Raw genomic sequence first — 20,078 nt, 5'->3', positions numbered from 1 at the left:
TCAGGCCTTCCGCTCGGTCTTGCTCAATCGGTGCAGTGCGGCGACGAGCGCCGGGCCGACCGCCGCGGTGCGCGCCGCGTCGGACTCCTCGCCTCCGCCGCGCCCGAGCGTGCAGGCCGAGGCGAGGGCCGCTCCGATGTGGTCGGGTTCGGCATTCGGGACGAGGGAGCGGACCTTGTCGGCGCATTTGTCGCGCAGCGCGGGCACGTCGCGGGCCGTGGGCGTGCGCCCCAGGTGCTCGGCCGCGAGGCTGCGCACCAGCGGCCAGGCGAGGCCGGGCAGTTTGACGCCGGTCTGGGGCCCGGCGTCGCGCAGGCGCTTGCAGTAGGCGTCGGCGTTGCCGTCGCCGGCGGCCTTGAGCAGGTCGTTGAACAGGCGGGTCGGCGGGACGCGCTGCGGGTCGGCCGCGCCGGTGCGGTCGCACAGCTCGTTGACCCGGTCGGTCCACCACTGCCGCGGGTCGACCGGCGGCGCCTGCCCGGTCTTCCCCTTCGGCGCGGCGGCGGTGACGGGCGCGGCGGCGGCTCCGGCGCCGATGCCGTCGAGGTAGTCGTCGATCGCGGTGGCGGCCTCGCTCAGCCGGGTCCGCGCCGCGGCGAGGCGTTCCCGGGCGGCGCCGAGCCGGTGGAGCCCGATCTCGGCGTTCGACTCGCGCGAGGCCTCCTTGAGTTCGGCCTGGGCGGCTTCGAAGCACTGGTCGGCGGTGTCGAGCGCGGGCGCGGGGAGGTCGGCGGCCAGGGCTTTGAGGCGCCCGGCGAGCGCGGCGACGTCCACAGGGGTCTCCGTTCTAGAGGGTCGCGGCGTAGGCCTCGGCCTGCTCGGCGGCCGCGAACGTCGCGGCCAGGGACTGCTCGAGTTCGGCGGCGGCCTGGGCGAGCGCGGCCTGGGCGGTGGCGACGGCGTCGTGGCCCGATCCTGCGGTGACGGCGGTGAGGCTCCCCTGGGCGGCTTCGATGTTCTGGCTGGCGGCGGTGATGGCGGCCTGGCCGTCGCGGACCTGCTGGAGCGCGGCGGCGATGGCCGACTTGAGTTCGGCGACGCTCACGGTTGACACGGTCCTCATTCTCACCGAGAATCCGCCCGCTTTCAGTGATCGACAGACAACGCGGCGTGTCTGCTTTGTCGGATTTCCGATAGACGTGTGACCACCAGTGTTGCCTTGGATGCATTTAACGGTAGCGAAGTGACGTACCTCCCAACTACAGTGTGAGTACCAACGGGGAAGGGCCGGATCCACGGCTCGCAGGCTTCGCCGAGGCTGTCCCCCACACATCGACACCCGGGAGGCGACCGTGCCAGTGCAACGCACTTACGTCCTCGACACCTCGGTTCTGCTATCAGACCCTGGAGCGTTCTCACGGTTCGACGAACATCATGTGGTCATCCCACTCGTCGTCATCAGCGAGTTGGAAGCCAAACGCCACCACCCCGAGCTGGGATGGTTCGCCCGGGAGTGCCTCAGGCGCCTCGACGAACTGCGCATCCGGCACGGACGCCTCGACCAGCCGATCGCCATAGGCGACCACGGCGGTTCCATCCGGGTCGAGCTCAACCACGTCGACACCTCCGGCCTGCCGGCCGGGTTCGCCGTCGACACGAACGACTCGCGCATCATCGCCGTCACCAGGGCCCTCTGGCTCGAAGGCGCTGACGCGGTCCTCGTCACCAAGGACATGCCGCTGCGGGTCAAGGCCTCCGCGGTCGGCATCGCCACCGAGGAGTACCGCCACGGGCAGGCCGCGGATCCGACCTGGTCGGGCATGGCCGAGCTCGCCGTCGCCGACGAAGTGATCGATCAGCTCTTCGAAGGCGGCGAGGCGGACCTCCCCCACGACCTGGACCTGCCCTGCCACACCGGGCTCGTCCTCACCGGCAACAGCTCGAAAGCGCTGGGCCGGGTCACCGTCGACAAGCAGATCCGCCTCATCCGCGGCCGCGACGCCTTCGGCGTCCACGGCCGCTCGGCCGAGCAGCGCGTCGCGCTCGATCTCCTGCTCGACCCGGAGATCGGGATCGTCTCGCTCGGCGGCAAGGCCGGCACCGGCAAGTCCGCGATGGCGCTGTGCGCCGGCCTCGAGCAGGTCCTGGAACGCGAACTGTTCAAAAAGGTCATCGTGTTCCGCCCGCTCTACGCCGTCGGCGGCCAGCAGCTCGGCTACCTGCCCGGCAGCGAGGGCGAGAAGATGAGCCCGTGGGGCCAGGCCGTGTTCGACACGCTAGGAGCGGTCACCAACGACGTCGTCATCTCCGAAGTGCTCGAACGGGGGCTCCTGGAGGTCCTGCCGCTCACGCACATCCGCGGCCGCAGCCTCCACGACGCGTTCGTCATCGTCGACGAGGCGCAGTCGCTCGAACGCGGGGTGCTCCTGACGGTGCTCTCGCGCATCGGGCAGGGCTCCAAGGTGGTCCTCACCCACGACGTCGCCCAACGCGACAACCTGCGAGTGGGCCGCCACGACGGCGTCGCGAGCGTCATCGACGTGCTGAAGGGGCACCCACTGTTCGCTCACGTGACCCTTACGCGCAGTGAGCGTTCGGAGATCGCGGAAATGGTCACCAACCTGCTGGAAGGCTGACCGGGAAGCTCTGGCATGCTGTGTCCCGGGCGTCTGTGGACAGACGCCCGGGACACAGGAGTAGAGCGAATGATCCCACTGCTGACCCGTTACGGCGCGAAGCTCGCCGCCGTGCTCGTCCTCGCATTGGGGGCCGTCATAGCCGTCAACGCCGTGACCGACGACCCCGCCGAACTCGACGCCCAGCACCCCAGCCGCGCCGCCGCCGAACAGCAGGCCGAGGCCGAGAAGGCGTACGAGGAAGTCCGCTACCGGCACGTCAACTACATCGCCGAGACCGCCGGCGCCGACGTCACCGTCAAAGCCGAGGCCGTCGCCGACTACGCGCTCACCAAGGCCGAAGGCCTCGACAGCGCCCAGGAGGAAGCCGACCAGGCCGCCGAGGAAGCCGCCCAGCAGCAAGAAGAGGAGGAATCGGCCGGGAGCTCCAACCCGACCTCGGTCGACATCCCCGGCAGCTGCAGCGAGTACTCCGGCAACAAGGCCACCGGCTGCGCGCTCGCGCAGGAACGCGGCTTCGACCTCGAACAGGTCGGCTGCCTCGTCGCCCTCTGGGACCGCGAATCCGGCTGGAACGAGTACGCCGCCAACGGCATCGGCGCCTACGGCATCCCCCAGGCCCTCCCCGGCTCCAAGATGTCCAGCGAAGGCGACGACTGGGAGACCAACCCGGTCACCCAGATCAAATGGGGCCTGGGCTACATCGCCGGCCGCTACGGCACCCCCTGTGAAGCCTGGAACCACTCCGAAGAAGTCGGCTGGTACTGACGAACTCCCACGCTGCCCGGCCTCCGCGCCGGGCAGCGCCATAGTGGAGCCGTCCCCAAGGTCCCGAATCCGACCCGCTACGGCGCCCGCATCGCCGCCCTCGTGGTGCCGGCCATCGGCGCGGTCACCGCCGTCGCCGCGATCACCGGCGACCCCGCCGGACTCGACGCCCAGCACCCCGGCCGCGCCGCCGCCGAACAGCAGGCCGAAGCCGCGATCGAGGAATTCCGCCACCGGCACGTCGACTACCTCCCCGAGACCGCCGACGTCACCGTCAAGGCCGAGGCCCCCGCCGACTCCCCGATCGAGCAGGCCACCGGCCTGAACGAAGCCGAATCGGCCGCCCGACAGGCGGCCGAAGCAGCCGAGGCGGCCGCCGATCGACCCACCTCAGTGGACGTCCCGTCCCGCTGCGGCGAGCACTCCGGGAACCGGACTACCCGCTGCGCCCTGATGCTCGCCGCCGGATTCGGCCCCGACCAGTTCGCGTGCCTGGACCTGCTGTGGGACGAAGAATCCGGTTGGAACGCACTCGCCGAGAACTCGATCGGCGCCTACGGCATCCCGCAGGCCTGCCCCGGGAACCAGATGTCCGGCGTCGGCGACGACTGGCGCACCAACCCGGTCACCCCGATCACCTGGGGCCTCGGCTACATCGAGGACCGGTACGACACCCCCTGCGACGCCTGGGCGCACTCCGAGGCCGAGGGCTTCTCCTGAGCCCTTGAGCCAGGCCCCGACGAACCCCAGCGCCACCAGCTCGAAACCCACCGTGGTCCGCTGCAGCAGGCCCGCCGCGAACGCGCCCGGTTCACGCGGCACGCCGAACCACTCGGCCACATACGGGGCCGAGCACGCCGTGAGCGCCGCCATCGCGACCCAGCTGCACGCCAGGACCGCCCGGCGCACCCGCTCGGGGCACTCGCTCCCCCGCGCCCACTTCGCGAACGCCAGGCCCATGAGGCCCATCGTCGCGAACGCGCAGAACGCCGCATACCGGTGGATCGCCGAGACCAGCGAGACGTCCGGCAGCCCCGGCGGGTCGGTCGGGAACAAGGCGACCAGACCCAGGAACCCCGCCCAGACGAGAAGCATCGGGCTGAGCCAGCGGGGGGCCGCCACCCGCCGCGCGACCGCGGCGAACGCGCACGCGCCGAGCCCGAAGAGGACGAGCGCGACCGGCAGGAGCCAGCCGAGCGGGGTGTAGAGGTGCAAGCTGATGACGACCTCGACGGGATTGAGCCCCGAGGTCGCGTGCAGCACGACCATCGCGGCGACGCCCGCGCCGAGCGCGGCGAACCCGGCCGTCGTCAGTCCCTTGAGGGGGGTGTCGTTATCGCCAAGGGGCGCATGAATGATCATGCATAAAGCCTCGCGAAATCCGGCCCCGGAATCAGTGACGCGCGCACCCGAATTCCTCCACCAGACAGCACCCGGACGGTGGTACCGCCTGCCCTACCTTCGCGCTCCCGCTCGCCGCCCCGCCGAGTGTGCGAGGCTTGAGGGGTGAACGAGTTGGCTGGAGCACTCTCCCCGTACCTGCGTCAGCACGCCGACAACCCGGTGGCGTGGAAACAGTGGGGCCCGGCGGCGCTGGCCGAGGCCGACCGCCGCGACGTCCCACTGCTCATCTCCATCGGGTACTCGACGTGCCACTGGTGCCATGTGATGGCGCACGAGTCGTTCGAGGACACCACGGTCGCGCACGCGATCAACGACCGGTTCGTGCCCGTCAAGGTCGACCGCGAGGAGCGACCGGACCTCGACGCCGTCTACATGCAGGCGACGATGGCGGTCACCGGGCAGGGCGGGTGGCCGATGACGGTGTTCGCGTTCCCCGACGGGACCCCGTTCTTCGCGGGCACCTACTTCCCCAAGACCCATTTCCTGCGGCTGCTCGACGCCGTGCACACCGCGTGGACGACCCAGCGCGAGGAGCTGCGCCACCAGGGTTCGGCGATCGTCGAGGCCAGCGCCAAGGGCGGACCGGCGTTCGCCGACGTCACGGTCGCGTGCCCCCTGGACGGCCCGTGCCCGCCCGCGCCGCCGGTCCGCACCGAGATGCTCGACGCGGCCGCCGCGGCCCTGCTCGCTTCGGCGGACGGTGTGAACGGCGGATTCGGCTCCGCCCCCAAGTTCCCGAGCGTCCCGGCGCTGCGGTTCCTGTGCGACGCGTACGTGCGCACCGGCGATGCCGCCCTGCTCGACCATGTGCGGCTCAGCGCCGAACGGATGGCCCGCGGCGGCATCTACGACCAGCTCGAAGGCGGCTTCGCGCGCTACAGCGTGGACGCGGAGTGGACGGTGCCGCACTTCGAGAAGATGCTCTACGACAACGCCGAGCTCCTGTGGCTCTATGCGCGCCTGTACGGCGAGGACGTGCTGTTCGCCCGCGTGGCCGACGAGACCGCGGCGTTCCTGCTGGAGCGCTTCACGACCGAGGAGGGCGCGTTCGCGGCGGCGTTCGACGCCGACACCGACGGCGTGGAGGGCCTCACCTACGTGTGGACCATGCAGGAGTTGGAGGCGGTCCTGGGTGAGGACGCCGCGTGGGCCGCGGAAGCCTTCGGCATCGACCCGAGGAACCCGAACTTCGAGCACGGCGCGAACGTCCTGGAACTGCCGCGCGACCCTCGCGACAGCGCCCGTTGGGCGGCGGTGCGCCACCGGCTGCTCGCGGCCCGGCGCGGGCGCCCGCAGCCCGCCCGCGACGACAAGGTGGTCGCGGCCTGGAACGGCCTGACGATCGCCGCGCTCGCGGAGTACGCCTCGCGCACGAATCACCGGGATTCGCTGCTGGCGGCGGAGAACGCCGCCAGCTTCTTGGCCCGCGTCCACATCGGCGCGGACGGCCGCCTGGCACGGGCCTCGCTCGGCGGAATCGCCTCGGAGGCCCCAGGGATCCTGGAGGACTACGCGGCGGTGGCGCTCGGGTTCCTGCGCCTCGGCGGCGAGTGGACGGCGCGCGCGCAGGCCCTCATCGAGCAGATCCGCGAGCACTTCACCGATTTCCAGGGCGGTTTCTACGACACGGCGGCGGACGCGGAGGCACTGGTGACGCGCCCGGCGGACGTGTACGACGGGCCGACGGCCTCGGGCTGGGCGCTGGCGGCGGCCGCGATGCTGGAGGCCTACCAGGTCACGGGCGATGAGACCTACAAGGACGACGCCTGGCGCGCGGTGGCCCGCGCCGAGCCGGTGATGGCCGCGAACCCGCGCTTCACCGCCGGCCTCCATGCCGCAGCGGAAGCCCTGGTCCGAGCCCAGCGCACGGAGTTATCCACAGGCCACACCGAGTTATCCACAGGAGGGAAACTCGCTGTTGTCGCTTGACTACGGATCATGTTGTAGTAGATAGCAAAAAAGCCATCTGGCTCTTGCGGGATGGCGGCGACATAGGGGATTCGCGAACGTCGCCATACCGAGGCCGCGCGCGGGAAGCCGCCCGCGTGCGGTCCCTGCAGGAGCCTCCGCCTCCATGGGGGCACGCGTGGCGGCCGAGTCCGGACTCGGCCGCCACGCGAAACTCGCATCGCCGATGGAGCCACCGCACCGCATTGCGGGTCGAAGCACCATGCACCGCCCGCGCTGCGGGCCTCATCACACCAGCCAGAGTCGAATAACACCTTGCCGCTCGGCTAGCAGCGCGCTTACGTTTGAGAGTTGTGAACCCGAACCCGCTGCGCCCTCCCGCGCTGTCCCCCTCGGACATCCCCGCCGATCCCTGGCGGTACTTGTGGTATGTCGCCCGAGCACAGACGGGCCTGGTCACCCTCGGGTTCATCTTGCTGAGCCTTTCGGGCACGGCCTGGATCCTGCTGCCGTGGACGATCTCCAAGATCATCGACGAGGTGCTCGTCGCGAGGACTGTCGAGCCGCTGCTGCCCTGGTCGATCGTGCTCGTCGTCGTGGCGGTCGCGTCGTCGTGGGTGTTCGTGGGCGGGTATCGGGCCCTGTTCATGGCCGAGTCGCACGCGCGGGTGCGCACGGTGCGGAACCTGACCGACCATCTCAACCGGGCCGGGACCGGCGTGCGCGGGGCGGTCTCCCCCGGGGAGATGGTGAATCTCTCCACTGAGGACGCTCACAAGACCGGTTCGTTCATCTTCCAGCTCGGTTTCGGCTGGATGGGCCTGGTCATGTTGGGCGTGGGTTCGGCGCTGCTGTGGAACGCCAGCCCGGCCCTCGGGGCGGTCGCGGCCGGCGGGGTGCTGTTCATCGGGTGCGTCGTCGGGCCCGTGCTCAGCCGGCTGCAGCACCACCAGATCGCCTACCGCTCCTCGGTCGCCACGCTCACCGGCCAGGCCACCGACGTCGTCGGCGGGCTCCGCGTGCTGCGCGGGGTCGGCGGGGAGGCCCAGTTCTCCCGCCGTTACAAGGAAGCCTCGACGAACCTGCGGGAGGCCGGGTACGGCGTCGCGACGGCCGATTCGTGGGTCCAGGGGCTGCGCGCGAGCCTGCCGCTGGCGCTGATCGCGGCCGTGACGTGGGTCGGGGCCCGGCTGGCGTTGCGCGAATCGATCACCGTGGGCGAACTGTCGGCCGCGTTCGGCGTCACCGCGCTCGTGGCGCAGCACTCCGGGGCCATGATCGGCATGGCCCAGGCCGTGATCGCCGCGCAGGTCGCCTCGCGGCGGCTCACCGCGTTCTTCGCCACCAGAAGCGACATCGCCGACGAGGGCGCCGCCCGCGGGGCGGCCGGTGCGCTGCGCGACCCCGAGTCGGGCCTGGCGATCGAACCGGGTCGGCTCACCGTCGTCGTCAGCGCCGAGGCCAAGCCGGCCGAGGCCGCGATGGAGCGCCTGTCCCGCTACCGCGAGTCCGGGGCCGAGTGGGGCGGCACGAAGCTCGCCGACCTGGCGTTGGAGGAGGTCCGCGAGCGGATCCTGCTGCTTCGCGAGGACTACCTGTTCGCCCAGACCCTCGGTGAGACGCTCCGCGTCGACGAGCCCCGCGCGCTCGCCGCGATCGAAGCCGCCTGCGCCGCGGACGTGTACTCCAGCCTCGGGTCCACGCTCGACGGCGAGGTCACCAACGGCGGCAGGAACCTCTCCGGCGGCCAGCGCCAGCGCCTGCGGCTCGCCCGGGCGCTCGCGGCCGACGCGGAGGTCCTCCTCGCGGTCGAGCCGACCTCGGCGGTCGACGCCCACACCGAGTCGCTCATCGCCGAGCGCATGTCCGCCGCTCGGGCGGGCCGCGCGACCGCGGTGGTGACGGCCTCCCCGCTGTGGCTGGCGCGTGCCGACCAGGTCGCCTGGATGGTGGACGGCAAGGTCCGCGCCGTGGGGTCCCACGCCGAGCTGTCGCTGCAAGACGAGTACCGATCCCTCACGTCCAGGCAGGAGTCCTGATGAGCACCGACCCCACTGCCGCTCGCCTGCCGGTCGCCGGCCGGGCCGCGATGTTCGAGGCGATCAAGCGTCTGGTCCTCGCCGACCGCCGTGCGTTCGCGGTCGTCGTGGTCCTGTACGTGTTGGCCGCGGGGGCGGGCGCGGCGCTGCCGGTGATGCTGGGCGAGGTGATCGACGGGATCGGCACCGGTTGGACGGCGTCTCGTGTGGACTTGGTGTGCGGGGCGATCGTGGCGTGCGTGGTGCTGCAGCTGGTGCTCCTGCGCACCGGCCGTCGCCTGGGCTACCGGCTCGGGGAGCGCGCTGCGGCGCGTCTGCGCGAGTCGTTCATCGACCGGGTGCTGCGTCTGCCGCTGGGCACGGTGGAGCGCGCCGGGACCGGCGACCTGGCGACGCGCACGGCGGGTGATGTGGGGGCGGTCGCGGAGCTGCTGCGCAAGACCGCGCCGGAGGTGGCGGTGGCGATGATCGAGGGCACGGTGATCATCGTGGCGGCGTTCGTGGTCAATTGGAAGCTCGGGCTGCTGTTCCTGGTGGGCATGCCGATGCTGGTGTTCGCGGCGCGCCGCTATCTGCGTCTGGCGAGTCCGGTGTTCTTGAGCGAGCGGGCGGCGATGAGCGAGATCGCCGAGACGACGACGGCGTCGGCGGCGGGTTCGCAGACGGTGGCGGCCTACCGGATGCAGGCCGAGCGCGGCGAGGCCGGGTATGCGCGGGCGGCGACGCACATGGACCGGCTCAGGGGCATCATCCGGTTGCAGACCTGGTTCTTCCCGGCGACGGACCTGACGTTCCTGACGCCGGCGGTGGTCGTGACGGTCGTGGGCGGCCTGTGGTATTTGGACGGTGCGGTGACGGTGGGCGAGGTCGTGGCGGTGGCGATGCTGACGTTGCGTCTGGACGGCCCGGTGTTCCGGTCGATGCTGTCGCTCAGCGAGTTCCAGATGGGCGGGGCGGCGATGGCCCGTGTGGAGGGCGTGCATCTCATGCCGGACGAGGTCCGGGACGCGGTCCCGTCGGGTGCGGAGGTGCGCTTGGACGACGTGACGTTCGGGTACGGCGACGGCCCGGACGTGCTGCACGGTTTGAGTCTGCACCCGCGGCGCGGGGAGCGCCTGGTGGTGGTGGGCCCGTCAGGTGCGGGGAAGTCGACGATCGCGCGGCTCATCGCGGGGATCGACCGGCCTCGGGCCGGTTCGGTGACGCTCGGCGGTGCGCCCGTGGCGGATGTTCCCTTGGAAGTGCTGCGCCGCAAGGTGGTCCTGGTGACGCAGGAGCATTACATCTTCACTGCGTCGCTGCGGGAGAATCTCAACTTGGCGGCGCCCGAGGCCGGGGACGAGGCGTTGCTGGGGGCGCTCGCCGCCGTCGACGCGCGGTGGGCGGCGGATCTGCCCGAGGGTTTGGACACGATGCTCGGCGAGGAGCACCACCGGTTGAATCTGGCGGAGGCGCAGCAGTTGGCGTTGGCGCGGGTGATTCTCGCGGATCCGGACGTGGTGATCCTGGACGAGGCGACCGCGGGGATCGATCCGGGCAGCGCGGGGAATGTGGAGGCGTCGCTCGCGGCGGCGTTGGACGGCCGCACGGTCATCGCGATCGCGCATCAGCTCCAGGCGGCCGAGTCGGCCGACCGGATCGCGGTGGTGCAGGACGGCCGCATCGTGGAGGAGGGCAGCCACGCGGAGCTGCTCGAGTCGGGCGGCGCGTATGCGAGCCTGTGGGGGGCGTGGAAGGGCGTCGCGGTGTAGCAGGGCTGGGGGCCGGTCGGGTCCGCGAAGGGGGTCGGTCGCATCGGCGAAGGCCGGTCGGCTCTGGTGAGTGGACGCGGGCCGTGTCTTCGGCGGGTCGGTCCCTCGGTCGGCGGAGTCGCGTTGCCGAGCAGTCGCCTGCGGGGCTGCGTCGGCGGCGGGCCGGTCCTTCGGCTCGTGGAGTTGCCGAGCAGCCGCCTGCGGGGCCGCGCCTGCGGCGGGCCTCTCGGCCCGCGTGGCAGTCGAGGACGCGCCCCTCCGGCCCGGTTTCCGGGCCGGAGCGGATCTGTGGGGCCGGGCCGACGGGTATCGGCGGTGAGCCCATGGTCCCGGCCCGTGAACCCGCCGGTCACTCAGATGACGGACATACGCTCGCCTCTCGGGCAAAATACCAGAAATTCGCATTTGGGCTACTAGGGTGATCTCCCGTATCTCCGGCACCGTCAGGCGTGCCGCGAACCTCGAACGGGAGCCTCCATGCCGCGCAATGCCATCCCCGCGACCACCGATAAGCACCGCCTGGCCGGGTACACGTTCTGGTCGCGCCGGACCCGCTCGGAGACGCCGCGCCTGGATCCGGTGGTGCTCGTCGGCGGGGCCCTGCACCGCAAAGAGGACTGGGGCCGGGTCGAGCAGGGGCTGCTCGCGTTCGCCGACGTGATCTGCCCGGACCTGCCCGGTTGGGGCCGGGCCGACCTGCTGCCGCCCTATCTCGGTCCGGACATCCCCGCTCAGGCGCTGGTGCGTCTGCTCGACGACCTGGGGGTCGAACGGGTCAACCTGTTCGCGGGCTCGTACGGCTCCTCGGTCGGCTACCGGCTGGCGCAGACCCATCCCGAGCGGATCGCCCGGATGGTGCTCGCGGGGACGATGGGCGTCATCCCGGAGGCGTCGCGTCCGATGATGCGCGCCGCCGTCGCGCTGGCCGAGTCGGGGCCGCGCGAGCAGTTCGGGCCCGCGGCGGTGGACGCGCTCATGAGCCCGCACCCGGACATCGCCGCGAAGGCCGTCGTGCACCGCGTCCTGTCGATGCGTTTCGGCGCCGCCGACGAGGAGGACCTCGCGAAGTTCGTCGCCAACACGCATCGGCTGCTCGCCCGGGACCTCATCGACACGTCGGTTCCGCCGGCGGTGCCGACGCTCTTCACCACGGGCGAGCACGACACGCTCACGCCGCCCGCGCTGTGCCGCGAGCTCGCGTTCTCGTGCCCCGAGAGCTGGTACGTGGAGCTGGCCCGCGCCGACCATCTCATTCACTTGGAGCGGCCGAACGAACTCGTCGACCTCATGGCCCGCTTCTTCGCCGACGAGCCCCTCGACGGCCTCCCCTATGCCACGGTCGTTGAGGACCTGCGTCGGATCCCTCTCGCCGTCTGAGACCGGTGTCGGTCCCCGGCGTTACGTTGGAGGGGTGGCCGGTGCGGCGAGGTACGAGGAGCGTCCCGTGGGAGGGGCCTTGGGCCCGTGGTCGGCGTGCCTGTGGGTCCGCCGCGCTCCGGGCTCCGGCGCGACCGACGCCCGCGTGGTCCCCGACGGGTGCCTCGACCTGCTGTGGCGCAACGGGAGGCTCGAGATCGCCGGACCGGACACGGGCCATCGCCGGGTCCCGCTCGCACCCGGTGAGCTGATCTGCGGGGTGCGGCTGCGGCCGGGCGCGGCACGTCCGCTGCTGGGCGAGGTCCCGGCGACGGCCGTGCGCGATGCCCAACCGGGCCTGGACCTGCTCTGGGGCGGGGAGGTCCGGCGTCTGGAGGACCGGCTCGCCGCGGCGTCCGACCCGTGGCGCGCGGCCGGCGCCTTGGCCGCGGCGTTGACCGCCCGGTTGGGAGCGCACCGCCCCGATCCCGTCGCGGTCGCCGTCGCGGAAGCCCTGGACCGCCCCCGCCCGCCGGGCATCGGCGTTCTCGCCCGCGAACTGGGCTATTCCGAGCGTCAGCTCCGCCGCCGCGTCGTCGCCGCGGCCGGGTACGGCCCGAAGACGCTGGAGCAGATCCTGCGGTTCCGCCGCTCCCTCGCCGCCGCCGGGCCTGGGGCCGACTGGAGTCGTATCGCGGCCGAGCAGGGTTACGCCGACCAGGCGCATCTGAGCCGTCAGATGCGGCGCTGGTCGGGCGCGCCCCCGCGCGAGCTCGCGGCTCAGGCCGACTGATCCCACGCCCGGAGGGTCCGCAGCGCCGCGAGCGTGAACCCGGGCCGGGCCTGCTGCTCGATCGCGGGGCTCCAGATCCGGTAGTGGATCGGCCAGCCGCCGTCCTCGCGCTGTTCGGACACGAGGTGGTCGAGCGCGGCGCGCATTTCCTCCTCGGTGAACCACTCGGCCGCGAGGCTCTGCGGCGACGGCGCGAAATCGCAGGGGAAGCTGAACTCCGCGATCGCGTACCCGGGCGGCGGCGTGAGCCGGTCCGGGTTCGCCGGGTCGAGCAGGACGAGCCCGGTGTCCCGGACGAGCGCCCCGATCCGCTCGGCCTCGGCCGCCGCCCAGTCCCGGTCGTGGTGACGATTGTGGCCGCGGTCCTGGGAGACGCTGTCGAGGAACGCGACGATGCTGAAGACCTCGTACGGGTGCGTGGTCTCCAGTGCGCTGATCGCTTTGCGGCAGAAGGCGGTCGCCCCGTCGATCCACGGGTGCTCGATGCCGTGCCGGAGGAGCAGCCCGGTGGTCCGGGCGGTGGTGAGCAGGCCGCCGCGGTCCTGCGGCGACGGCTCGACCCAGGGCGGTCGCGGATAGGCGGCGATGCTCGGGAGCAGGTCGGGGACGCCGCCGTCCGGGGTGGTGTGCCGTGTGAGCCAGTCGCAGATCGGCTCGGCGGCGGCCTGGTCGAGCGCGTCGGCCTCGTCGAGGACCGCGAGGGCGCTCATGACTGAGAGCGGTTGCGGCTCAGGGCCTTTCACGTCCGGTTCGATCGCGTAGGCGAATCCGCCGTCCGCGGTCCGGTGGGCGGCGAGCGCCGTCCGCAGGGCGTCCCGGTCGCCGTCGCCGAGGAACAGGGCCATCCGGTGCTGGTCGAGGGCGCCGCCTTGGAGCCAGATGAACTCGGCCGCCCGTTCGAGCATGGTGTCGGTGATTCGTGGCATGTCCCCCACGCTATGGCCGGGGCGGCCCGGTCGTCTTGAACGGAACGGACTTCCCGGAGCCGCGGCCGCGACAAATCGCCGTGCGGTCGTCGCCGCCGCCTTGTTACAGTCGTCGCGGTCGCGTCGGGCGTGCCGGTCGGGGCCTTCGAGCAGCGGGGAGTCGTGTTGTCCACCAGGTTCATTCTCGACTGCGACACCGGCTCGGACGATGCGGTCGCGATCTTCGCGGCGGTCGGGCATCCCGATCTGGAGCTGGTCGCCGTCACGACGGTCAACGGCAACGTCGCGCTCGACCACGTCGTCGCGAACACGTTGGGGGCGCTCGACCACGTCGGCGCCCGGGTGCCCGTCTACGCGGGCGCGGACCGGCCGTTCATTCGGCCGGACCTCCCGATCCCGCGCGAGGTCCTGAACCGGGACAGCGACTTCCAGATGGCCGGCCTCGGTTTCCCCGAGGCGGCTTCGGCCGTCGAGACCGGGACGGCGGCCGACTTCCTCGTCGGCGCGTACTTGGACGACGCCTACGCCGACGTGACGCTCGTGGCGACCGGGCCGCTGACGAATGTCGCGGTCGCGCTCGCGTCGGAGCCGCGTCTGGCCGAGCGGATCCCGCGGCTGGTCGTCATGGGCGGGGCGCACGGGAACGGCAACGTGACCGCTGCGGCCGAGTTCAACTTCTGGGCGGATCCGGAGGCGGCGCAGGCGGTCTTGAGCGCCGGCGTCCGCGAGGTCGTCATCGTCCCGTTGGACGCGACGCACAGCGCGCCGCTCACCGATGCGGACTGCGACGCGTTCGAGCGGATCGGCACCCCCGCCGCTCGGGGCGCCGCGACGCTCATCCGGCACCGCCTCGACCACGACCAGGCGACCGCCGAACGGGCCGCGCCGGTCCACGACCCGCTGTGCGTCGCCTACCTGGCGCGGCCGGACGTGGTCACCGAGCGGGTCCGCGCGTTCGTGAGCGTCGAGACGATGGGCGACCGCACCGTCGGCGAGCTCGTCGTGGACACCCGGCCGTGGTGTCCGGAGCCGCCGAACGCCACGGTCGCGCTGCGAGCGTCGGCCGACGTGTACCGGGACTTCCTCGAGACCGCGCTGGGGGCGGGCTGACCTGCCGGTGAGACCGGACGCTCCGGCGGGGCGCGGCTCTCGCGCCGCGCCCCGCCGGAGCGTCGCCGCGGTTAGGCCTTGACGAAGCCGAGCAGCGCCTCGTTGACCTCCGAGGCGTGCGTCCACAGCAGGCCGTGCGGCGCGCCTTCGATCTCGACGTATTCGGCGTCGGGGACGGCCTGGTGGAAGCGGCGTCCGGTCACGTCGATCGGCAGGATGTTGTCCTCGGTGCCGTGGAGGATCAGCGTGGGCTTCGCTGCGGCGCGGACCGCCTCGACGTCCTCGCGGAAGTCCTCGATCCACGCGTCGACGACCGCGTAGGCGGCGACGGGCGCGGACGTCGTGGCGGTGTGCCAGTTGGCGGTGACGACCTCTTGGCTGATCCTGCCGCCGAGGTGCTCGTCGAGGTTGTAGAAGTCCTTGTAGAACTGGGTGAACCAGGCGTAGCGGTCGTCGCGGGCGGCCTTGGCGATGCCGTCGAAGACCTCCTGCGGGACGCCTTCGGGGTTGTCGTCGCGCTGGACGAGGAACGGTTCGAGCGAGGCGAGGAAGGCGAGCTTCGCGACGCGCTCGTGGCCATGGCGGTTGACGTAGCGGGCGAGTTCGCCGGTGCCCATGGAGAAGCCGACGAGGATGACGTCGCGCAGGTCGAGCGTCTCGAGCAGCGTGTCGAGGTCGGCGGCGAAGGTGTCGTAGTCGTAGCCCTCGCCGACCTTGCTGGACTGGCCGAAGCCGCGCCGGTCGTAGGTGATGACGCGGTGGCCGGCGGCGATGAGTTCGCGGGACTGGCGTTCCCAGCTGTGGCCGTCGAGCGGGTAGCCGTGGATGAGGACGATCGGCTGCCCGGTGCCGTGGTCTTCGTAGTAGAGCTCGATCGGGGCGCTGTTCTCGGTGCCGACGGTGATGGTGGCCATGGTCGTAATCCCTTCCCAGTGGAGAACGATCGTTCTCCTCGTATGGAGACTACTATAGAGAACGAACGTTCTCATGGTAAGGAGGGTGACTATGATCGACGACACCGAGGCGCGGAAGCGAATAGTCGAGGCCGCCGACCGGCTCTTCTACGCCCGCGGCGTCCAAGCGGTCGGGATGGACGCGGTCCGGGCCGAGGCCGGCGTCTCGCTCAAACGCATCTACTCCCTGTTCCCCTCCAAGGACGACCTCACCGTCGCGGTCCTGCGCCACCGCAGGGCGCAGTGGAACGCCGGCCTCGCCGCCGGCGCCGCGCAGGCGCACACCGCCCGCGCGAAGCTCCTGGCGATCTTCGACTTCCTCGACGCCTGGTTCCGCGAGCCCGACTTCCACGGATGCGCCTTCATCAACGTGTTCGGCGAGCTGAGCGGCGGCTCCGACGACGTGCGGCGGACCGTCCGCGAACAGAAGCAGGCGTTCGCCGACTATGTGGCCGCGCTGGTCCGGGACGCCGGGGCCCCTGCGGCGCTCGCTCCGCAGATCGCGATCCTCGCCGAGGGGGCGCAGACGACGGCCGCGATCCTGGGCGGCCCGGAGGCGGCGGCCCAGGCCCGCGCGGCCGCCGCCACGCTCCTCGACGCGGCACTCGCACCGGACGCGGGCCGAGCGGCGGCCTAGGACCCGCTCGGCCTCACCTCGCCAGCAGGGCCCTGAGCGCGGCCGCGATGTCGGCGGGCGTCTCCTCGGCCATGAAATGGCCCGCCGCCGTCGTGCGGTGGTCGAGGTCGTCGGCCCACCCGCGCCACAACGCGGCGGCGTCGTAGCCGAGCGCCGCGCCCCAGTCCTGCTGGATCACCGTGACCGGCATGGCCAGTCGCCGGCCCGCGTCCCGGTCGGCCCGGTCGTGCTCGACGTCGACGCCCGCCGAAGCGCGGTAGTCGGCGACGATCGACGGCACGGCCGCCGCCGACGCCCGCAGGTAGGCGGCTCGGATCCGCGGCGGAACGGCGTCGGGGTCCTTGGTCCAGGCGTCGAGGAAATGCCCGAAGAACGCGTCCGCCTCGGCGGCGATCATCCGCTCCGGCAGGCCCGGCGGCTGCGCCATCAGATACAGGTGGAAGGCGACCGCCGCGTCGGCGCCGCGGAGGACCTCCCACATGTCCAGCGTCGGCAGGACGTCGAGGACCGCCAGGTGCGTGACGACGCCGGGATGGTCGAGTGCGGCGCGGAAGGCGACGAGCGCACCGCGGTCGTGACCGGCCAGCGCGAACCGCTCGTGGCCCAGCCGTGCGGCGAGGGCGACGACGTCGCGGGCCATGGTGCGCTTGGCGTACGTGTCGGGGCCCTGCTCGGCGGGCCGGTCGCTGGCGCCGTAGCCGCGCAGGTCCGGGACGATCACGGTGTGGTCGGCGGCGAGGTCGGCGGCGACGTGGCGCCACATGAGGTGGGTCTGGGGGAAGCCGTGCAGCAGCACGACGGGGCTGCCGGCGCCGCCGGTCGCGACGTTGAGCGCCGTCGCGTCGTCGACGGGGACGCGCTGGTAGGCGAAGCCGGGAATGGCCGGTGTCATGGGTGCTCCTCAGGATGCTGGACGGACCGGTCCAGCGTCGCTGCGGCCGATGAGCATCCGATGAGCGCGATAGGTTGAGCAGCGGACGAGGGGGCGGTGCATGGTCGAGTTCGGGGTGCTCGGGCCGGTGGCGGCGTGGGACGGCGAGGGCCGGGCGCTGGACCTGAAGGGGCCGCGGCATCGGGCGGTGCTGGCCCGGCTGATCGCCGCGCAGGGCCGGGTCGTGTCGGTCGACCGCCTCGTGGACGACCTGTGGGAGGAGCCGCCGGCGGGGGCGGTCGGGGCGGTGCGGACGTTCGTCGCCGCCCTGCGGCGGGCGCTGGAACCGGACCGGCCGCCGCGGAGCCCGGCGCGGCTGCTGGTCACGGACGGTCCCGGTTATGCGCTGCGGACGGAGGCGGTCGACGCTCGGCGGTTCGAGCGCGCGGTGGCCGAGAGCGCTTCGGCCGCTTCGCATCACGCGTTCGCGATGCTCGACGGGGCGTTGGCGCGGTGGCGCGGGCCGGCGTACGCCGAGCTGGGCGATCGGCCGTGGGTGTCGGCCGAGCGGCGTCGCCTGGAGGAGCTGCGGTCGGCGGCGGTCGAACGGCGCGGCGAGGCGCTGCTCGCGCTCGGGCGCGCCGCCGAGGCGGTGCCGGACCTCGATGCGCACGCGTCCGCCCATCCGTGGCGCGAGGAGACGTGGCGGCTGCTGGCGCTGGCGCTGTACCGGTCCGGGCGGCAGGCGGAGGCGCTCGCGGTCGTGCGCAAGGCGAGCGGCCTGCTGCGCGACCGACTGGGCCTGGATCCGAGTCGGCGGCTGCGGGGCCTGGAGACCGACCTGCTCCGCCACACCGCGGACGCCGGGGGCGCCGACGCCCTCTGGGAACGGGCGTCCACGGCGTTCACGCAGGTCAGGTCGGTCGGCGCGGGTGCCCGGATCGAGTCGACCGTGGGGCTGCTGCGCGGTCTCGCGGTGACCGGCGCGGGCGGACTGGAGACGGCGGGCGGGCAGCGGGTGGCCACCGTGGAGGCCGCTGAACGGCTGGGCGATCCACGGTTGACCGCTCGCGTGATCGGCGCCTACGACGTTCCGGCGGTGTGGACGCGGTCGGACGACCCGGCCCGGGCGGCGTGGCTCCGCGCGGCGGCCGACCGGACGCTCAAGGCCCTGGGGCCCGACGCCACACCGGTCGTCAAGGCGCGGCTGCTGGCGGCGATCGCGATGGAGTCGCGGGGCACGGGCGGCCCGCGCGAGGCCGCCGCCGCGCGTGAGGCCGAGCGGATCGCCCGCGAGCTGCGCGATCCGGCGCTGCTGGCGTTCGCGCTCAACGGCGTGTTCATGCAGTCGTGCCATCGCGCCGGCCTGGCGCCCGAACGGAGTGCGATCGGCGCCGAGCTCGTCGACCTCGCCGCACGCCACGACCTGGCCTCGTTCGGGATCCTCGGTCACCTGATCCGGATGCAGGCGCGCAGCGCGCTCGCCGACTTCACCGCCGCCGACGAGGACGCCGCGGCGGCCGCCTCCCTCGCCGACCGGCACGAACGCCCGCTGGTGAGCGTCTTCACCGCCTGGTACCGGGCGATGCGAACGGCCGCGACCGACTCGTTCGCCGCCGCCGAAACCGCCTACCGCGAGGCCGCGGCGCGACTCCAGGGCTCGGGCATGCCCGGCGTCGAGACCGGCCTGGAAGCCCTGGCGCTGCTGTGTCTGCGGGTCCGACACGGCGAACCGGCCGCCTTCCCTGACGGCACCGACTGGGGTCCGTACGAACCGTGGGCGCGCCCGCTCCTCCTCGCCGCCCACGGCCACCGCGACGCCGCGGGGGAGGCCCTCCGGCGGACCCCGCGACCGCCGAACGACCTCCTACTCGAAGCACTGTGGACGCTGACGGCCCGTGCGGCGATCGACCTGGGCGACCTGGCCCGCCTCCATGAGGCCCGCGAGGCCCTGGCCCCCGCCGTGAACGAACTGGCCGGCGCGGGCAGCGGCATGCTCACCGCCGGCCCAGTGGCATCGCACCTGGCCGATCTGGACGCCGCCATAGCCGCACAACAGTGAGCCCGGCACCACGAACAACGCCCCGGCGAAACCGCCGGGACGCCGCCGGTCGAGGCACGGCGCGGTCAGGTGGCGTCGAGGCGCGGGCCGAGGTCTCCCGCCTCGCCGCGCCAGTGAGCGTCCTCATCGGAGCCGCGCCCTGCGGCGTCGTCGGTGCGCTCCCCGCCGTCCCGCTCTGCACCGGCCGGTCAACTGGCCGGTTCCCAGCGTTCGGCGAACAGTTCGTAGCCGGGCGGATCGCCCGGAAGCGGCGGGTGCCCGGCGGCCCGCAGGCCGTCCAGGGCGATGGCGATGATCCGCGCGCGGGCGCTGCCCGCGGCCGCGTCGAGGTCGCCGCGCCCGCGCTTGGCGAGCTGTTCGACCAGCGGGGACCTGCCGAGCTGCTCGATGAGGAGCTCGACGTCGAGGCGGGTGGCGTCGGGGCGCAGCACCCCGGCGTCGTGGGCGCGGGCCACGACGGCGGCGACGGCTTCGCCGGCGCGCCGGTCCTTCGCCCGGATCTCCTCGGTGAGGGGGAGCATGCCCGCGAGGGGACTGAGCGAGCCGGCGAACTCGATCACCGTGGTGACGTAGCCGGCCAGGCCGTTCCAGGGGTCGGGGTCGGCCAGGGCGGCTTCGGCGGCGGCGAGGTACTGGTCGAGCGCGAGGTCGAGCAGCCGCTGGAACAGGGCCTCTTTGGTCGGGTAGCGGCGGTAGAGGCTGCCGATGCCGACTCCGGCGCGTTTGGCGATCGCGGCCACTGAGGCGTGGGCGCCGTCGGTGGCCAGGACGGCGCGGGCCGCCTCCAGGAGGGCGCGATCGTTGCGCTCGGCCTCGGCCTGACGCGGGGCCTTCCGGCGTTCGACTGTCATGCGGCTCATAGTACGCCAACTTGCGGAGCGAATCACTCCGATATAAATTCGAAACGGATCGATTTACTCCGTT

At 72.5% G+C, this 20,078-nt stretch carries 17 protein-coding genes and 1 pseudogene; 11 read left to right on the top strand and 7 right to left on the bottom strand.

Annotated features, from left to right (window positions below; all coding sequences use genetic code 11):
• Positions 1 to 774 (bottom strand): hypothetical protein, encoded by a 774-nt coding sequence (locus tag K3N28_RS12115; protein WP_228092786.1) that lies wholly within the window; start codon positions 772 to 774, stop codon positions 1 to 3.
• A 13-nt stretch (positions 775 to 787) separates the two neighbouring features.
• On the bottom strand, positions 788 to 1,054 hold the full coding sequence (locus tag K3N28_RS12110; RefSeq protein WP_228092785.1) for a hypothetical protein: 267 nt from the start codon (positions 1,052 to 1,054) through the stop codon (positions 788 to 790).
• A 217-nt stretch (positions 1,055 to 1,271) separates the two neighbouring features.
• On the opposite strand from K3N28_RS12110, the gene K3N28_RS12105 reads away from it, so the two are divergent.
• From K3N28_RS12105 to K3N28_RS12095, 3 genes are all read left to right on the top strand, one after another.
• Complete coding sequence (locus K3N28_RS12105) at positions 1,272 to 2,576, top strand: PhoH family protein (protein ID WP_374209758.1); 1,305 nt, start codon at positions 1,272 to 1,274, stop codon at positions 2,574 to 2,576.
• A 69-nt stretch (positions 2,577 to 2,645) separates the two neighbouring features.
• Positions 2,646 to 3,344: a lytic transglycosylase domain-containing protein gene (locus tag K3N28_RS12100; protein WP_228092783.1), complete on the top strand. Its 699-nt coding sequence runs from the start codon at positions 2,646 to 2,648 to the stop codon at positions 3,342 to 3,344.
• 102 nt (positions 3,345 to 3,446) lie between these two features.
• A complete protein-coding gene (locus K3N28_RS12095; RefSeq protein WP_228092782.1) occupies positions 3,447 to 4,064 on the top strand; it encodes a lytic transglycosylase domain-containing protein in 618 nt (205 codons plus the stop codon).
• A 78-nt stretch (positions 4,065 to 4,142) separates the two neighbouring features.
• Here the strand turns inward: K3N28_RS12095 and K3N28_RS23540 are convergent.
• A pseudogene (locus tag K3N28_RS23540) lies at positions 4,143 to 4,613 on the bottom strand (DUF998 domain-containing protein); the annotation flags it as partial.
• A 237-nt stretch (positions 4,614 to 4,850) separates the two neighbouring features.
• Between K3N28_RS23540 and K3N28_RS12085 the strand changes: the two are divergent.
• The 5 genes from K3N28_RS12085 to K3N28_RS12065 all read left to right on the top strand — a co-directional run bounded on the left by K3N28_RS12085 (position 4,851) and on the right by K3N28_RS12065 (position 12,595).
• Positions 4,851 to 6,677: a thioredoxin domain-containing protein gene (locus K3N28_RS12085; RefSeq protein WP_228092780.1), complete on the top strand. Its 1,827-nt coding sequence runs from the start codon at positions 4,851 to 4,853 to the stop codon at positions 6,675 to 6,677.
• Positions 6,678 to 7,009: 332 nt separating this feature from the next.
• Complete coding sequence (locus K3N28_RS12080) at positions 7,010 to 8,695, top strand: ABC transporter ATP-binding protein (RefSeq protein WP_228092779.1); 1,686 nt, start codon at positions 7,010 to 7,012, stop codon at positions 8,693 to 8,695.
• 50 nt (positions 8,696 to 8,745) lie between these two features.
• A complete protein-coding gene (locus tag K3N28_RS12075) occupies positions 8,746 to 10,446 on the top strand; it encodes an ABC transporter ATP-binding protein (RefSeq protein WP_228092778.1) in 1,701 nt (566 codons plus the stop codon).
• A 477-nt stretch (positions 10,447 to 10,923) separates the two neighbouring features.
• Positions 10,924 to 11,823, top strand: coding sequence for an alpha/beta fold hydrolase (locus tag K3N28_RS12070; RefSeq protein WP_228092777.1), 900 nt, complete (start codon positions 10,924 to 10,926; stop codon positions 11,821 to 11,823).
• Between the two features lie 67 nt (positions 11,824 to 11,890).
• Positions 11,891 to 12,595 carry a helix-turn-helix domain-containing protein gene (locus tag K3N28_RS12065; RefSeq protein ID WP_228092776.1) on the top strand — a complete coding sequence of 235 codons (705 nt, stop codon included), beginning with the start codon at positions 11,891 to 11,893 and terminating at the stop codon, positions 12,593 to 12,595.
• On the opposite strand, the gene K3N28_RS12060 is transcribed toward K3N28_RS12065, so the two are convergent.
• Entirely contained in the window at positions 12,583 to 13,521 is a 939-nt protein-coding gene (locus K3N28_RS12060; protein ID WP_228092775.1) for a hypothetical protein, read from the bottom strand. The two genes, K3N28_RS12065 and K3N28_RS12060, sit on opposite strands and share 13 nt — an antisense overlap.
• A 165-nt stretch (positions 13,522 to 13,686) precedes the next feature.
• On the opposite strand from K3N28_RS12060, the gene K3N28_RS12055 reads away from it, so the two are divergent.
• On the top strand, positions 13,687 to 14,631 hold the full coding sequence (locus tag K3N28_RS12055) for a nucleoside hydrolase (protein ID WP_228092774.1): 945 nt from the start codon (positions 13,687 to 13,689) through the stop codon (positions 14,629 to 14,631).
• A gap of 71 nt (positions 14,632 to 14,702) precedes the next feature.
• On the opposite strand, the gene K3N28_RS12050 is transcribed toward K3N28_RS12055, so the two are convergent.
• Positions 14,703 to 15,545: an alpha/beta fold hydrolase gene (locus K3N28_RS12050; protein ID WP_228092773.1), complete on the bottom strand. Its 843-nt coding sequence runs from the start codon at positions 15,543 to 15,545 to the stop codon at positions 14,703 to 14,705.
• 91 nt (positions 15,546 to 15,636) lie between these two features.
• Here K3N28_RS12050 and K3N28_RS12045 point away from each other — a divergent pair, with 91 nt between their 5' ends.
• Complete coding sequence (locus K3N28_RS12045) at positions 15,637 to 16,221, top strand: TetR/AcrR family transcriptional regulator (protein WP_228092772.1); 585 nt, start codon at positions 15,637 to 15,639, stop codon at positions 16,219 to 16,221.
• 13 nt (positions 16,222 to 16,234) lie between these two features.
• Here K3N28_RS12045 and K3N28_RS12040 read toward each other — a convergent pair whose 3' ends face one another.
• Positions 16,235 to 17,113 carry an alpha/beta fold hydrolase gene (locus tag K3N28_RS12040; protein ID WP_228092771.1) on the bottom strand — a complete coding sequence of 293 codons (879 nt, stop codon included), beginning with the start codon at positions 17,111 to 17,113 and terminating at the stop codon, positions 16,235 to 16,237.
• Between the two features lie 100 nt (positions 17,114 to 17,213).
• Between K3N28_RS12040 and K3N28_RS12035 the strand changes: the two genes are divergently transcribed.
• Complete coding sequence (locus K3N28_RS12035) at positions 17,214 to 19,154, top strand: BTAD domain-containing putative transcriptional regulator (RefSeq protein WP_228092770.1); 1,941 nt, start codon at positions 17,214 to 17,216, stop codon at positions 19,152 to 19,154.
• A gap of 188 nt (positions 19,155 to 19,342) precedes the next feature.
• Here the strand turns inward: K3N28_RS12035 and K3N28_RS12030 are convergent, their stop codons facing one another.
• A complete protein-coding gene (locus K3N28_RS12030) occupies positions 19,343 to 20,005 on the bottom strand; it encodes a TetR/AcrR family transcriptional regulator (protein ID WP_228092769.1) in 663 nt (220 codons plus the stop codon).
• Between the last annotated feature and the right edge of the window lie 73 nt (positions 20,006 to 20,078).

The organism is Glycomyces sp. TRM65418, assembly GCF_019710475.1.
In the GTDB taxonomy this organism is placed as follows: Bacteria; Actinomycetota; Actinomycetes; order Mycobacteriales; family Micromonosporaceae; genus Glycomyces.
This window is presented reverse-complemented; position numbering and strand designations above follow the sequence as displayed.

Coding starts and splice junctions, on each gene's coding strand:
- K3N28_RS12100 (WP_228092783.1), top strand. CDS start 2,646: ATGATCCCACTGCTGACCCGTTACGGCGCGAAGCTCGCCGCCGTGCTC.
- K3N28_RS12075 (WP_228092778.1), top strand. CDS start 8,746: ATGTTCGAGGCGATCAAGCGTCTGGTCCTCGCCGACCGCCGTGCGTTC.
- K3N28_RS12070 (WP_228092777.1), top strand. CDS start 10,924: ATGCCGCGCAATGCCATCCCCGCGACCACCGATAAGCACCGCCTGGCC.
- K3N28_RS12060 (WP_228092775.1), bottom strand. CDS start 13,521: ATGCCACGAATCACCGACACCATGCTCGAACGGGCGGCCGAGTTCATC.
- K3N28_RS12050 (WP_228092773.1), bottom strand. CDS start 15,545: ATGGCCACCATCACCGTCGGCACCGAGAACAGCGCCCCGATCGAGCTC.
- K3N28_RS12045 (WP_228092772.1), top strand. CDS start 15,637: ATGATCGACGACACCGAGGCGCGGAAGCGAATAGTCGAGGCCGCCGAC.
- K3N28_RS12040 (WP_228092771.1), bottom strand. CDS start 17,113: ATGACACCGGCCATTCCCGGCTTCGCCTACCAGCGCGTCCCCGTCGAC.
- K3N28_RS12035 (WP_228092770.1), top strand. CDS start 17,214: ATGGTCGAGTTCGGGGTGCTCGGGCCGGTGGCGGCGTGGGACGGCGAG.
- K3N28_RS12030 (WP_228092769.1), bottom strand. CDS start 20,005: ATGACAGTCGAACGCCGGAAGGCCCCGCGTCAGGCCGAGGCCGAGCGC.